Here is a 13,527-nt window from a genome sequence, read left to right on the forward strand (position 1 = left end):
GAGATGAAAGCCTATTATCTACTCAAACAACAATCGAGAAGGCTTAATCCTTATTCAGTGAAAAGGCGCCAAGTGCGCCTTTTTTATTGGTTATCGGTATAATTGCCGTATTTTTAAAGATGAGTGACAGCCTAGTGGACCAAATGAAGTTAGATGAACATTGGATGCAAGTCGCGATGCTGATGGCCGAGAAAGCTGAAGCTGAGGGCGAAGTACCTGTAGGGGCGGTATTGGTCAAAGACGGCCAGCAAATTGCGACGGGTTACAATTTATCCATTAGCCAACACGATCCTAGCGCCCATGCGGAAATTTTATGTTTGCGGGAAGCGGGGCGTTTGGTCGAAAACTATCGCCTGTTAGACGCGACTTTATATGTCACGCTTGAACCTTGTGCTATGTGTGCCGGTGCCATGGTGCACAGCCGGATCGCGCGGGTGGTTTATGGTGCTCGGGATGAAAAAACCGGTGCAGCGGGTACTGTGGTGAATTTATTGCAACATCCGGCATTTAATCATCAAGTTGAAGTGACATCGGGTGTATTAGCCGACGCCTGTAGCGCGCAATTGAGTCGTTTTTTTAAACGGCGTAGAGAGGAGAAAAAAGCCCTGAAACAGGCTCAAAAGGCGCTGCAAGCAATTGAGTAAACAGTGGTAAAAGCGACAGGATTAATCCTGAGACTGAATAAAAGTAAAGAAAAGTTTCTGACGATTCAAAATACGACGATGGCGAACTTTGAGTAAAGTACGACGACGCGCGACAGTATTGCTGATGGTTTTTCTTCTCATATTGACCCCATTCATTGTTATTATTGATGCCCTGCAGTGATGTATCGCAGGTCATAACCCCAAGACAGTAGCAGTTGCACTTGAGCGCAGCAATAGCACTGGTCAGATAAGCTGAACTAAGCGATGTTTTTAAGCGTAAACCTAAGTTGGTTAAGCCTGCTTGGTTCTGGCACAGAGTTTCAGATACTGAGTTCACAGAGCTTTGGTTTAGCAGTTTGGCTTTTTGATTTAAGTCTCTAGAAACCCAGATCTAAAGACTGGGCTCCGGCGATTCAAATTACTTAGGTGGTTCTGGGCTTAATGTTCCAGCGGGAATGGCGGGTTCTTCCGACGCAAGATCGCTCGGTTCTTCCTCGGGGTTTTGCTGTTTCGACTGATTATCCACCCAGACTAATGTGTCGTAGTAGCGGCGAATACTGTCGACGTAATGGACGGCTTCACTGCCACGGGCATAGCCGTAGCGGGTTTTTTGATAGTACTTACGCTTTTGCAGCAGTGGCAGCACTTTCTTTAAATCTCGCCACGCATTGGGATTTAACTCCATTGATTCAGCTAGTTTACGCGCATCTTCAACATGGGCGTATCCAATGTTGTACGACGCCAGTGCAAACCACATGCGTTGACTCTCGGGAATGGATTCTGGCAGACGATTGATCATATCGTTCAAATAGGCCGCGCCGCCGCGGATGCTTTCTTCCGCATCCAAACGGTTGGTGATGCCAATTTCTTTTGCCGTAGGCTGAGTCAACATCATCATGCCGCGTACTCCCGTTGCCGAGCGAGCATGGGGATTCCAATGGGACTCTTGATAGCTAGTCGCCGCAAGCTTACGCCAATCTAAATTGCCCGCATGGGTTTCAAATAACTGACGATAGCGGGGCAAAACGGTTTCAATAGCGCGGATAAATGCCCGAGTATCGACATAATCGAAGCGCTTCACATGGCCAAAGTATTTCTCGTTGAGATGATCGAGCGTGCCAGCCAGCTTTTCTTGGTGCCAAAAGGCCAGTAACTGACTCATGAGTTCATCACTGCGGGTCGGCGGCAACAGCCAGACTACATCGAGCTTTTCTTCAAGTACGGGGCCAGAGCGCAGATCGGGTAAGTAGCGGCGGTTGATTTGTACGCTGCTGGAGTCGGCGATGGTGTAGTCAATTTCTTTGTTGGCGATCATAGCCAGCAATTCTTCGCTGTCTTTGTCGGTAATTTGATCCCACACCAGCGTTGGATAATGCTTTTGCAATTGAGTTAATGTCTCGACGAAGGAAGAGTCGGCGATGACAGTGATCTTACCCTTTAAGTCGCTGATATCTTTGGGCGCTGGCATGCCTTCGCGATACACCAATACTTGATTAACGCGGTACAGCGGCGGTCCTAGGCGGAACTGTTCACGCCTTGCGGGCGTTTCTGTCATGCCCGCGGCAATGAGGTCGATTTCATTCTTTTTAAGGGCTTCGTACAGCTCGGTACGGTTAGTGTAGGGCACCATTTTTAAGGGCACATCTAAGTATTCGGCGAACAATACCGCCATATCGTAATCGAAACCGCTATCACCTTGGCCAGATGTCATATAAATCTGTGGGCCGTAGAGTGTGCCGACTCTTAACTCAGTTAATTTTTTCGGCACGAATTCTGTTTCGTCCACGGTCACCTGCTGACAGGCAGTCAGTAAGAAACCTAAGATAAGAGCGAACAGGAATCGAGTCATTAAATGTACTTATAGTAAATAAAATCAATATTATAGATAGCGAGTTAACAGTGGGGCATGCGTGGTGAACTGGCCGACATTGGTGGGATTATATCCGTTTGTCTGCGATAACGTAAAAAAATCATTCGTGGGGGAAAATGGCGACTTAAAATGGTCGCGTTTTTTATATCACAGGAAACACTGTTTTGCGTAAGGTCACAGGTGATTTGTGGCAGACATTTCCTTATAATAGCGCCACCTCTGACCCCTGCAATAATAAATAATAAGGTGAATAGACGTGATGGAGATCATCCGCGGAGCCCCTGCACTCTCGACGTTTAGGGTGCAAAAGCTGATGGAGGCCTGCGAAAACGCTGCGCTTCCGGTACGACAAATCTATGCTGAGTATGTCCATTTAGCGGATTTGAGCGAGTTGCTCGATACATATGAACGCCAGCAACTTGAAAAAATTCTCACCTATGGACCTGCGATAGAAGCTCATATCCCCCAAGGTTCACTCCTGTTTGTCACTCCTCGCCCCGGTACTATTTCTCCTTGGTCTTCAAAAGCCACTGACATCGCGCACAATTGTGGCCTTGGTAAAGTGAAGCGTTTGGAGCGAGGCGTTGCGTATTATGTCGAGTCAGATGCACTGACAGTAGCGCAGCAACAAGCCTTAAATGCGCTGTTGCACGATCGCATGGTTGAAATCATGCTTGATGATTTTGCCAAAGCCGATGTGTTATTCAAACGCACTGAGCCTGCGCCGTTTAAAAGCGTCAATATTCTTGCCGAAGGTCGCCGCGCACTTGAAGTGGCTAACACAGCATTGGGCCTTGCCTTAGCCGAAGATGAAATCGACTATTTAGTCGAAAACTTCGTCCGTTTAGGCCGTAATCCCCATGACATCGAATTGATGATGTTTGCTCAAGCAAACTCTGAGCATTGTCGTCATAAGATTTTTAACGCAGATTGGACAATTGACGGTGAAGTTCAGCCTAAGTCATTGTTCAAAATGATCAAGAACACCTTTGAAACCACACCAGATCACGTGTTATCTGCCTACAAAGATAATGCCGCTGTAATGGAAGGCTCGGTTGCCGGTCGTTTCTTCCCCGATCCAGATGGGGTGTACAACTATCACACTGAACCTATGCACATCCTGATGAAAGTGGAAACCCACAACCATCCAACCGCCATCAGCCCCTATCCTGGCGCTGCAACCGGTTCAGGTGGTGAAATCCGTGATGAAGGCGCAACGGGTCGTGGTTCTAAACCTAAAGCCGGTTTAACGGGCTTTAGCGTATCAAATTTAAAAATCCCCGGTTTTGTTCAACCATGGGAAGGTAACTACGGTAAGCCAGATCGTATCGTTAGCGCGCTCGATATCATGACCGAAGGCCCACTGGGCGGTGCGGCATTTAACAACGAGTTTGGTCGTCCTGCGCTGGTCGGTTATTTCCGTACCTACGAGCAGGAAGTCAGCAGCCATAACGGCGTAGAAGTCCGTGGTTACCATAAGCCGATTATGTTAGCCGGTGGTTTGGGCAACATTCGTGAAGAGCATGTACAGAAGGGCGAAATCACCGTCGGCGCTAAGCTGATTGTGCTGGGTGGCCCTGCGATGAACATTGGTTTGGGCGGCGGCGCTGCTTCATCTATGGCATCGGGTCAATCGAGTGAAGATCTCGACTTTGCTTCAGTGCAACGTGAAAACCCAGAAATGGAACGTCGTTGTCAGGAAGTGATTGACCGCTGTTGGCAGCTTGGCGATAAAAACCCTATCCAATTTATCCACGATGTGGGCGCGGGCGGTTTGTCGAACGCTTTCCCTGAACTTGTGAATGACGGCGAGCGCGGCGGTTTATTTAATCTGCGTAACGTGCCTTCAGATGAGCCAGGCATGAGCCCGCTGGAAATCTGGTGTAACGAATCACAAGAACGTTATGTGATGTCAGTTGCCCCTGAAAACCTCGAACTATTTACTGCCATTTGTGAGCGCGAGCGCGCCCCGTTTGCGGTTGTGGGTGAAGCAACAGCGGAGAAACATTTAACGCTTAGCGACAGCCATTTCGATAATAATCCTATCGATTTACCGCTCGAAGTCTTATTAGGCAAAGCGCCTAAGATGAGCCGCGATGTGGTATCGGCCAAAGCGGTATCACCCGCGTTAGCGCAAGATAATATTGAAGTTAAAGAAGCGGTTAAACGCGTGCTGAGCTTGCCTACAGTTGCGGATAAAACCTTCCTTATCACCATTGGCGATCGCACAGTAACGGGTTTAGTTAACCGTGACCAAATGGTGGGTCCATGGCAAGTGCCTGTGGCCGATTGCGCTGTCACAGCTGCAAGCTTTGATACCTACGCTGGTGAAGCGATGTCTCTGGGCGAGCGTACACCGCTGGCACTGCTTGATTTTGGCGCATCTGCCCGTATGGCAGTGGCTGAATCAATTATGAACATCGCTGGTGCCGATATCGGTTCATTTAAGCGTATCAAGCTTTCTGCTAACTGGATGTCTGCTGCGGGTCACCCCGGTGAAGATGCGGGTCTTTATGAAGCGGTTAAAGCCGTAGGTGAAGAACTGTGTCCAGAGCTCAGCCTAACCATTCCGGTCGGTAAAGACTCTATGTCGATGAAGACCGCATGGCAGCAAGATGGCGCGGATAAAACCGTGACGTCGCCAATGTCATTGGTGATTACTGCTTTTGGCGTGGTACAAGACATTCGTAATACAGTGACGCCAGAGCTGCGCACAGATAAAGGCGAAACGTCTTTACTGTTAGTGGATCTCGGTGCGGGTAAAAATCGTTTAGGCGGTTCTTGTTTAGCCCAAGTGTTTGGTGAGCTAGGTGATATTGCGCCGGATCTTGATGATGCTGCACTGCTGCGCGGTTTCTTTGAAACCATGCAAAATCTAGTGGCTAAGAAATCCGTTATCGCTTACCACGACCGAAGCGACGGCGGCTTATTCACCACCTTAGTGGAAATGGCTTTTGCGGGTAATACTGGCTTAGACATAGATGTAGAAGACTTGCAGGGCACGGATTTAGAGCGACTCTTTAATGAAGAGCTCGGCGCTGTGCTGCAAGTGAGCCGCGACAACGCTGCGAAAATTGCCGCTCAGTTTGCTATCGCTGGCGTACCTTGCCATGTGATTGGGACGTTAGCTGACGATCAACGCATCACCATTAAAGATGGCGCGCGTGAAATTTTCAGTGATACCCGTGTTGCGCTGCGTACCTTGTGGTCAGAAACCACTTATCGTATGCAAGCCATGCGTGATAACCCAGCGTGTGCACTGGAAGAGTTCAAACTTAAGCAAGACGAAAGCGATTTAGGCTTAACGGTTAACTTAAGCTTCGATCCAAGCACTGACGTTGCCGCGCCTTATATCCTAAAAGGCGCTGCGCCTAAGATGGCGATTTTGCGTGAGCAGGGCGTTAACTCCCACGTGGAAATGGCTGCTGCCTTTGATCGCGCTGGATTTGAAAGCCGCGACGTGCACATGTCGGACATTTTATCTGGCCGTATCCGCCTAGAGGATTTCCAAGGTCTAGTGGCCTGTGGTGGTTTCTCTTATGGTGACGTATTAGGCGCAGGTGAAGGTTGGGCTAAGTCGATTCTGTTTAATGACCGTGCGCGCGATGAGTTTTCACGTTTCTTTGAACGTGACTCAAGCTTTGCCCTCGGCGTGTGTAACGGCTGTCAAATGCTGTCAAACCTGAAAGAAATCATTCCAGGAAGCGAGTATTGGCCACGTTTTGTGCGCAACCGCTCAGAGCGTTTCGAAGCGCGTTTCAGCTTAGTTGAAGTGCAACAGAGCCCGTCGTTATTCTTCCAAGGTATGGCAGGTTCGCGTATGCCTATCGCCGTATCACACGGTGAAGGTTTGGCTGAGTTTGCCAGCCCTGAAGCGTTGGCGATTGCCGAAGCATCAGGCACGATTGCGCTGCGTTTTGTCAATGGTAAGGGGGATATCGCGACTCAGTATCCACAAAACCCGAACGGCTCGCCAAATGGCTTGACGGGAATTTGTACGACTGATGGCCGCGTAACGTTGATGATGCCGCACCCAGAACGTGTGTTCAGGACTGTAGCGAACTCTTGGCATCCGGATGCTTGGGGTGAAGATAGCCCTTGGATGCGTATGTTCCGTAATGCGCGAGTGACCTTAGGTTAAGCGAGTAAACTCAGCGGCTTTTACCAGTTTTGAAGGGTAAAAACGGGTTTAGTTAATCGTAAAAAAGGAGCGATAATTTCGCTCCTTTTTTTATATTTAAAATGCACTTTTATGAAATATCTTGCATTTCAAATCATTAATACTTGTTGCAAATAATCTAATGGACCAAAGTGATAAAACAGCATCTTTTTACGGTAAATACCTATTAATAGGTATGTTGCGTACTTGATACTGAGAGTGACGTTTTATGGGGTTCTAGAGTTGAAGGCAGATTTTGTGGCTTTAGAATAGAAAAAGCCCCCACTCTCAAGGAGAGGGGGGCTCGTTTTGCGCTAACAAAACTTCAAATTAATGCAATAAATTTCACGAGTAATTCGGGGAATTATTTCAGCTCATTAGCTGTATAAAGTTCAACAAAAACACGCTTGTAGCTGTTAACCACACGTTCAAATAATTTAGTCATATCGATATCTCCACACCAAAAGTTAATACCTATGTGCGCGAAGTTGGCATTGACTGGGCTACGACACCAGTTCTACCAAATTGTCTCCTTAACACAGGACATATATTAAACAACTCTGATAAGCTTCTCAAACGAGAAAAAATACAATTATTCATTATTAAAACTAATGAATTTTAATGCTGTTTTTATATATTTATTTCTATATGTGGATTTATTTATTGATTTTAAAGGTTTTAAATTAATTTGCGCTAAAAATATTTTTAAGCTTTTTTAGTTAATTTGTTGCAACATTATTTGTTTGTTAGTTTTTTGGTGGCTGGAGCTGATTTGTGGCGGCTAATCAATAAAAGTAGGGGTTTACATTAATTAACGCTTGCTCACTACTCCTGTTTTATGTAGTTGTCAATCCCTCTCAATGGGGAAGTGTGTGCCTCACCGCAAAACCCACCTAAACCACTGAGTTTGATTGATTTGCATCAAAGCGAGGTGGTATAAAATAGCCACAAATGAAAACGAATAAATATCTTAACTATCTGATATTTATATCGATGAGATCATTTGATTGATTGAGTGGTAAGGTGTCGGTCTCAGTTACTTGCGATAGTGTGACTCGCGTCTCAATATGCGACGGATATTGGTACTTTTTAGCCCTTGCTGCTTCGAACTAATGCAAAAGATTAAATTTAACGGTTTATACTGATGTTCAGATATAAACACAAAATGAAAACTCACTATCCTACAAAGGCACTTGCTGTGATTGACGCGGGTTTTATCATAGCAATTGGACGCACCAAGTAAGGAGTCACCGATGATTGTTGAAGAGGTTGTTGAGCTATCGCGGTTGCAGTTTGCGCTGACAGCCATGTATCACTTCCTGTTTGTTCCCTTGACGTTGGGGTTGGCATTTTTGCTGGCTATCATGGAATCACTGTATGTGATGACGGATAAACAAATTTATAAAGATATGACTAAGTTCTGGGGTAAGTTATTTGGTATTAACTTTGCCTTGGGGGTTACCACAGGTTTGGCAATGGAATTCCAGTTTGGTACTAACTGGTCTTACTATTCGCATTACGTAGGGGACATCTTTGGTGCGCCTCTGGCTATTGAAGGTTTAATGGCCTTTTTCCTCGAATCTACCTTCGTCGGTATGTTCTTCTTCGGTTGGGATCGTTTCACTAAACGTCAACATTTAGTGGTGACTTGGTTAGTGGCCTTTGGCTCTAACATGTCGGCATTGTGGATTTTAGTGGCAAACGGTTGGATGCAAAACCCTGTGGGTTCAGTGTTCAATTACGAAACCATGCGCATGGAAATGACCAGCTTCGCCGAAGTGGTGTTTAACCCTGTTGCGCAGGTGAAGTTTGTTCACACTGTGGCTTCGGGTTATGTCGCGGGTGCCATGTTTGTACTGGCAATCAGTGCTTATTACATCCTCAAGAAACGTGACTTACCTTTTGCCCGTCGCTCATTTGCGATTGCGGCAAGCTTTGGTATGGCGGCAATTCTATCGGTTATCGTGTTAGGTGATGAATCTGGCTATAAAGTCGGTGAAGCACAGCGTGTTAAGTTAGCGGCGATTGAAGCTGAATGGCACACTGAACCTGCTCCTGCGGCCTTTACTGCGGTTGGTTTCCCAAATCAAGAAACCATGCACACGGATTATGCGATCAAAATTCCTTATGCTATGGGTATTGTGGCAACACGCTCATTGGATGAAGAAGTCACGGGTATCCATGACTTGATTGCTGAGCATGAAGTGCGCATCCGTAACGGTATGAAAGCCTATGCCATGTTAGTGAAGCTGCGTGCGGGTGAAGAAACACCTGAACTGCGTGCGGCCTTCGAAGAAGCAAAAGTCGACTTAGGCTATGGTTTCTTGCTGAAACGCTACACAGATAAAGTGGTCGATGCCACTGAAGAGCAAATTAAAGCGGCGGCTAAAGATTCTATCCCTAACGTAGCACCGATTTTCTGGAGCTTCCGTGTGATGGTGGGTCTAGGCTTTATCATGTTATTCGTATTTGCTGCGGCATTCTGGCAAAGCACACGTCATCAAATCGTCGAGAAGAAATGGGTACTTAAAGCTGCACTTTATAGCTTGCCATTGCCTTGGATTGCGATTGAGTGTGGTTGGTTTGTGGCTGAGTATGGTCGTCAACCTTGGACGATTTCTGAGGTATTACCGACCTTTATGTCTGCCTCAAGCTTAACGACTGGCGACTTATGGTTCAGTATCCTTTCTATCACCCTTTTCTACACTGTGCTGCTGGTGATTGAGATGTTCTTGATGTTTAAGTTTGCCCGCATTGGTCCGAGCAGTTTAAAAACTGGTCGTTATCATTTCGAGAAACTAGAAGCCTAAGCAGAGGATTTCATTATGTTTGATTATGAAATATTAAGAGTTATCTGGTGGGCTCTGATCGGCGTGCTGTTCATCGGATTTGCGGTTACTGACGGTTTTGACATGGGTGTCGGTGCGTTACTGCCAATCATAGGCAAAGACGATACTGAGCGCCGTATCATGGTCAACACTATTGCTCCCCATTGGGACGGCAACCAAGTGTGGTTAATCACAGCAGGTGGTGCGTTATTTGCCGCTTGGCCTATGGTGTATGCAGTGTCTTTCTCTGGCTTCTATGTCGCCATGATGTTAGTGCTGTTTGCCCTCTATATGCGTCCAGTCGGATTCGATTACCGTTCTAAAATCGAAAATCCAAAGTGGCGTAAGTCATGGGATTGGGCTTTGTTTGCCGGTGGTTTTGTGCCTCCGCTGATCATAGGCGTAGCCTTTGGTAACTTGTTACAAGGCGTACCGTTTGAATTCGACGAGTTCCTACGTGCGACTTACCACGGCGGTCTATTCGGTCTGTTGAATCCTTTCGGTCTACTGGCTGGTCTTGTGAGCGTGAGCATGTTTATGATGCAAGGCGCTTCTTGGCTACAAATGAAGACAGATAGCGAGCTGCGAGTGCGTGCTGCGAAAGCGACACAATTCTTCGCATTGTTAGTGGCTGTGTTGTTTGCTGCGGCGGGCGTGTGGTTAGCCAATGGTATCGATGGTTATGTAGTGACATCTGTCCTTGACCATAATGCGGTTTCTAACCCAGCAATGAAAACAGTCGCGATTGAAGCGGGTGCTTGGCTTGCCAACTATGACAAATACCCCATCACTATGCTGTTCCCTATCTTAGGTGTGGTATTGCCGTTGTTAGTGATTCTGGTGAGCCGCTTTAACCGTTCAGGTTTTGCGTTCCTATTCAGCTCACTGACTGTGGCTATGGTGATTTTGACTTGCGGTGCAGCAATGTTCCCATTCGTAATGCCATCGTCACTAGACCCTAACGTCAGTTTGACTATGTGGGATGCAACAGCCAGTAAAAAGACCTTAGGTGTTATGACTGCTGCAGCTGCGATTTTCGTACCCATAGTGTTGAGCTACACTGTCTGGACTTACTACAAGATGTTTGGTCGTATTGGCCGTAAGCATATTGAAGATAACAAAGCCTCACTCTATTAGGCATTAAGGAGCATCTGCTATGTGGTATTTTACGTGGATATTAGGGGTTTTGTTGGCCTGTTCTTTCGGGATTATCAATGCCCTGTGGCTTGAGAATACTGAGAACATGGACAGATCGGCAGACGATGCCGAGTAACGTCTAAACTCGATTTAAAAAACCTCGCTCTAGCGGGGTTTTTTATTGGGATTTATTTGCTGGGTGAGGCAAGGTTTAACCTGTGTTGCAGCAGAACTATCCTATTAGCCAGCATATCTAACTCCATAAAAGGTAGCCGTGTGCTGATGCAATCGCAGCAGGTGCGCCGATATCCGTTTTGTCGTGAGTGCGATGCCTGACAGATGTGGCGTCTAAGATTGAGAGGTTGTGACAAAGAGTGTGGATTATCAGGGCTGAATGCCTAAGTGCAGTTATTACTGAGGCTGAATGGGGCAGCATAAATAAGTGAAGCATGTCATTAAAGACACTTCATCAAGTGACGATCTCTGAAGACTCCTTATTAAAAGGTATTCACCCATTTAGACTTTATCACTTCATCGCTTTTTGATGGCGATAGATACAGGCTATTGCTCCGTATTATTTAAAATCTTTACTCCATATTCTTTTACAACGCGCTTTTAAAATAGCGAATATCAATAACTGTCTCCTCAAGTCGCTTTCTTGAATGATGCCCCAAAACTGTTGGAATCGCGGCCATAAAAAATGCCACCCAGTGTGGGTGGCATTTGATAAACAACTGATTAAAAATTTGAGCTAGTCGAGCCCGTCGCGCTAGTCTAATTAAGCCTTAAACTGGCTTATTTGGCGTTTTAAAGCCGCGGCTAAGGAAGACAGTTCATTAGCTGAATGCACCGTTTCAGTGGCACGGTGCTCGCCCTCATTTGCTAGTTCACTGATCTGATGCAAATTGTGGGTGATTTCCTCTGCAACACTGCTTTGCTGTTCAGTTGCCGAGGCGATATTACGTGAACTAATGGCGAGTTCGCCAATCCGGCGGGTGATTTCCTTTAGCTGCTCGCCGGTTGCTTCGCCCTGTGCTGCGGATTCCATACCTAATTGATGACTCTGACCCATTTGCTCTGTGGTGCTTTTCACTTGGGTTTGCAGCTTTCCAATTGTTTGGCCAATTTCTAAAATGGATGATTGGGTACGCTGAGCTAAGATTCTCACCTCATCGGCAACGACCGCAAAACCTCGACCTTGATCGCCTGCGCGCGCCGCTTCAATCGCCGCATTGAGTGCCAGTAAGTTTGTCTGCTCGGCAATGCTGTTAATCACTTCGGTGACTTTACTGATGGCTTCACTTTCGTGACTGACTTTTTCAACCGACTGATGACTGTTACTGAGCTGTTCACTGAGCTTGAGTAAATCTTGCACTACTTTAACTTGTTGATCTTGGCCTTCTTTCGCCGCAGCATCCACTTGCTGGCTCTGCACTGCGCCGTCTTGGGCATGATTCGCCACATCACGGATAGAGGTCGACATTTCTTCAATGGCAGTAGCAATTTGATCCGTTTGTAGCATTAAGGCCTGAGCTTCTTCGCCATTCTGTTTGGCGATACTTTGTGCCTTAGAAGCCTGCTGCTCTAAACTCATCACCGAATCCTGCAGGGCAATGATCAACTGCCTTAACTCTGAGGACATGGTCGATACACTGGTGGTGATGCGATCAACTTCGTTTTGACTCTGTGGTTCCGATGGCGCTAAGTGATGACTAAAATCGCCACTCCCTAGCCTTTCCATATGCACTTGTAGGGCATGTAACGGTTTAAGTGCACGGATTAATACTACTGAAAGCAGTGCCGTGATCAGCGCAATCCCTGTGAGGGCAACGATAGCGTTGATAGTGAGTAACTGCATACTTTCTTCATTGAGCTCACTCGCCTTAACTTGGCCTACCAACATCCAATTCCAGCCGGTTACGGTTTGGCTATAGGCAAACATAGGCTCATTTTTACTATTGCTATAACTGTACTCAGAATCATCTTTCGTGGCCTCAGCCACACTTAACCCATCGAGCATACTCTCGGTGATAACGTCGCCAGAATTAAACTGAGGATGCGCGACAAGTACATTGTCCGCTTTGCGGACTAACAGAAAACGGCCGCTTTCTTCTAGCGTGAGTCTGTTTACTGCATCTTTTAATTGTTTTAACGAGCTGGTGATGTCAAAGCCAATATATAAGATACCAATGACTTGGCCTTGGACGTCCTTAACTGGGCGATAGACTGTCATATAGTCTTTGCCGAAGAGTTTGGCGTAGCCTTCGTATTCTTGGCCGCTGATCAGCGCTTGATAGCCTGGATGCGTTTTACCAAGGAAGGTGCCTAGTGCACGGCTACCATCAGCTTTTTTGAGTGAGGTCGACACCCGCATAAAATCATCGCCATCGCGCACGAATACCGTTGCCGTGCCGCCTGTCAGGTTAGCAAAACGATCGACTTTACTTTTTGATGAGTTAATTTGTTCTTGTTCGTGCATGAGGGCGGGGGAGCTGACTCCCATCACATTGACGGTTTTATCTGGTTTACTAAATTGCCCTGGATACATTTCCTTAAACACATCGGCGTTGCGCCTTGCAAGCTGCAAAAGGCTATCGTATTGCAGTTCTAACATGTCTGAAACGGCACGCATTTCGGACTTCATGGCACTCATGCCTTTATCTTCTAATACATTTGAAGCGGCTTTGTAGGAAACGGTACTGAGTATGCCAAAAATGGTGAGTGTGAGAATAAACGCAAGGGCACCTATTTGTTTAGCAATAGGCCAATTTTTATAATTCATCGTACGATCCTATAGGTAACGGTTACATCAATGTAGCCTAAGTCTCACTCCATGGTCTTGATATGGGTCTAGTATTTAAGCAATTGTATAGTCAATTCTTTGATATT

Annotated in this window: 7 protein-coding genes; 5 read left to right on the forward strand and 2 right to left on the reverse strand. The window is 46.5% G+C overall.

The genetic code is table 11. The features are described 5' to 3' along the window. Nucleotides 1-119: 119 nt before the first annotated feature. On the forward strand, nucleotides 120-644 hold the full coding sequence (gene tadA, locus OX890_RS08445) for a tRNA adenosine(34) deaminase TadA (protein WP_442800909.1): 525 nt from the start codon (nucleotides 120-122) through the stop codon (nucleotides 642-644). A 418-nt stretch (nucleotides 645-1,062) separates the two neighbouring features. On the opposite strand, the gene mltF is transcribed toward tadA, so the two are convergent. Continuing rightward, nucleotides 1,063-2,493 (reverse strand): membrane-bound lytic murein transglycosylase MltF, encoded by a 1,431-nt coding sequence (mltF, locus tag OX890_RS08450; protein WP_006085674.1) that lies wholly within the window; start codon nucleotides 2,491-2,493, stop codon nucleotides 1,063-1,065. 280 nt (nucleotides 2,494-2,773) lie between these two features. Here mltF and purL point away from each other — a divergent pair, with 280 nt between their 5' ends. The 4 genes from purL to cydX all read left to right on the forward strand — a co-directional run bounded on the left by purL (nucleotide 2,774) and on the right by cydX (nucleotide 10,774). After that, the gene (purL, locus tag OX890_RS08455) at nucleotides 2,774-6,655 is read left to right on the forward strand and encodes a phosphoribosylformylglycinamidine synthase (protein ID WP_268650605.1); all 3,882 of its coding nucleotides are present in this window, start codon (nucleotides 2,774-2,776) and stop codon (nucleotides 6,653-6,655) included. Between the two features lie 1,271 nt (nucleotides 6,656-7,926). After that, on the forward strand, nucleotides 7,927-9,483 hold the full coding sequence (locus OX890_RS08460) for a cytochrome ubiquinol oxidase subunit I (RefSeq protein ID WP_012089727.1): 1,557 nt from the start codon (nucleotides 7,927-7,929) through the stop codon (nucleotides 9,481-9,483). Nucleotides 9,484-9,498: 15 nt separating this feature from the next. Further along, nucleotides 9,499-10,638 carry a cytochrome d ubiquinol oxidase subunit II gene (cydB, locus tag OX890_RS08465; RefSeq protein WP_268650423.1) on the forward strand — a complete coding sequence of 380 codons (1,140 nt, stop codon included), beginning with the start codon at nucleotides 9,499-9,501 and terminating at the stop codon, nucleotides 10,636-10,638. A gap of 19 nt (nucleotides 10,639-10,657) precedes the next feature. Then, on the forward strand, nucleotides 10,658-10,774 hold the full coding sequence (gene cydX, locus OX890_RS08470; protein ID WP_006082469.1) for a cytochrome bd-I oxidase subunit CydX: 117 nt from the start codon (nucleotides 10,658-10,660) through the stop codon (nucleotides 10,772-10,774). Between the two features lie 642 nt (nucleotides 10,775-11,416). On the opposite strand, the gene OX890_RS08475 is transcribed toward cydX, so the two are convergent. Further along, nucleotides 11,417-13,420 (reverse strand): methyl-accepting chemotaxis protein, encoded by a 2,004-nt coding sequence (locus OX890_RS08475; protein WP_268650424.1) that lies wholly within the window; start codon nucleotides 13,418-13,420, stop codon nucleotides 11,417-11,419. Nucleotides 13,421-13,527: the final 107 nt, after the last annotated feature.

Source organism: Shewanella sp. DAU305 (assembly GCF_026802235.1).
Classification (GTDB): domain Bacteria; phylum Pseudomonadota; class Gammaproteobacteria; order Enterobacterales; family Shewanellaceae; genus Shewanella; species Shewanella baltica.

Bases quoted from the DNA above. Each gene is read 5' to 3' on its own strand.
- cydB (WP_268650423.1), top strand. From the start codon at position 9,499: ATGTTTGATTATGAAATATTAAGAGTTATCTGGTGGGCTCTGATCGGC.
- OX890_RS08475 (WP_268650424.1), bottom strand. From the start codon at position 13,420: ATGAATTATAAAAATTGGCCTATTGCTAAACAAATAGGTGCCCTTGCG.
- OX890_RS08460 (WP_012089727.1), top strand. From the start codon at position 7,927: ATGATTGTTGAAGAGGTTGTTGAGCTATCGCGGTTGCAGTTTGCGCTG.
- tadA (WP_442800909.1), top strand. From the start codon at position 120: ATGAGTGACAGCCTAGTGGACCAAATGAAGTTAGATGAACATTGGATG.
- mltF (WP_006085674.1), bottom strand. From the start codon at position 2,493: ATGACTCGATTCCTGTTCGCTCTTATCTTAGGTTTCTTACTGACTGCC.
- purL (WP_268650605.1), top strand. From the start codon at position 2,774: ATGGAGATCATCCGCGGAGCCCCTGCACTCTCGACGTTTAGGGTGCAA.
- cydX (WP_006082469.1), top strand. From the start codon at position 10,658: ATGTGGTATTTTACGTGGATATTAGGGGTTTTGTTGGCCTGTTCTTTC.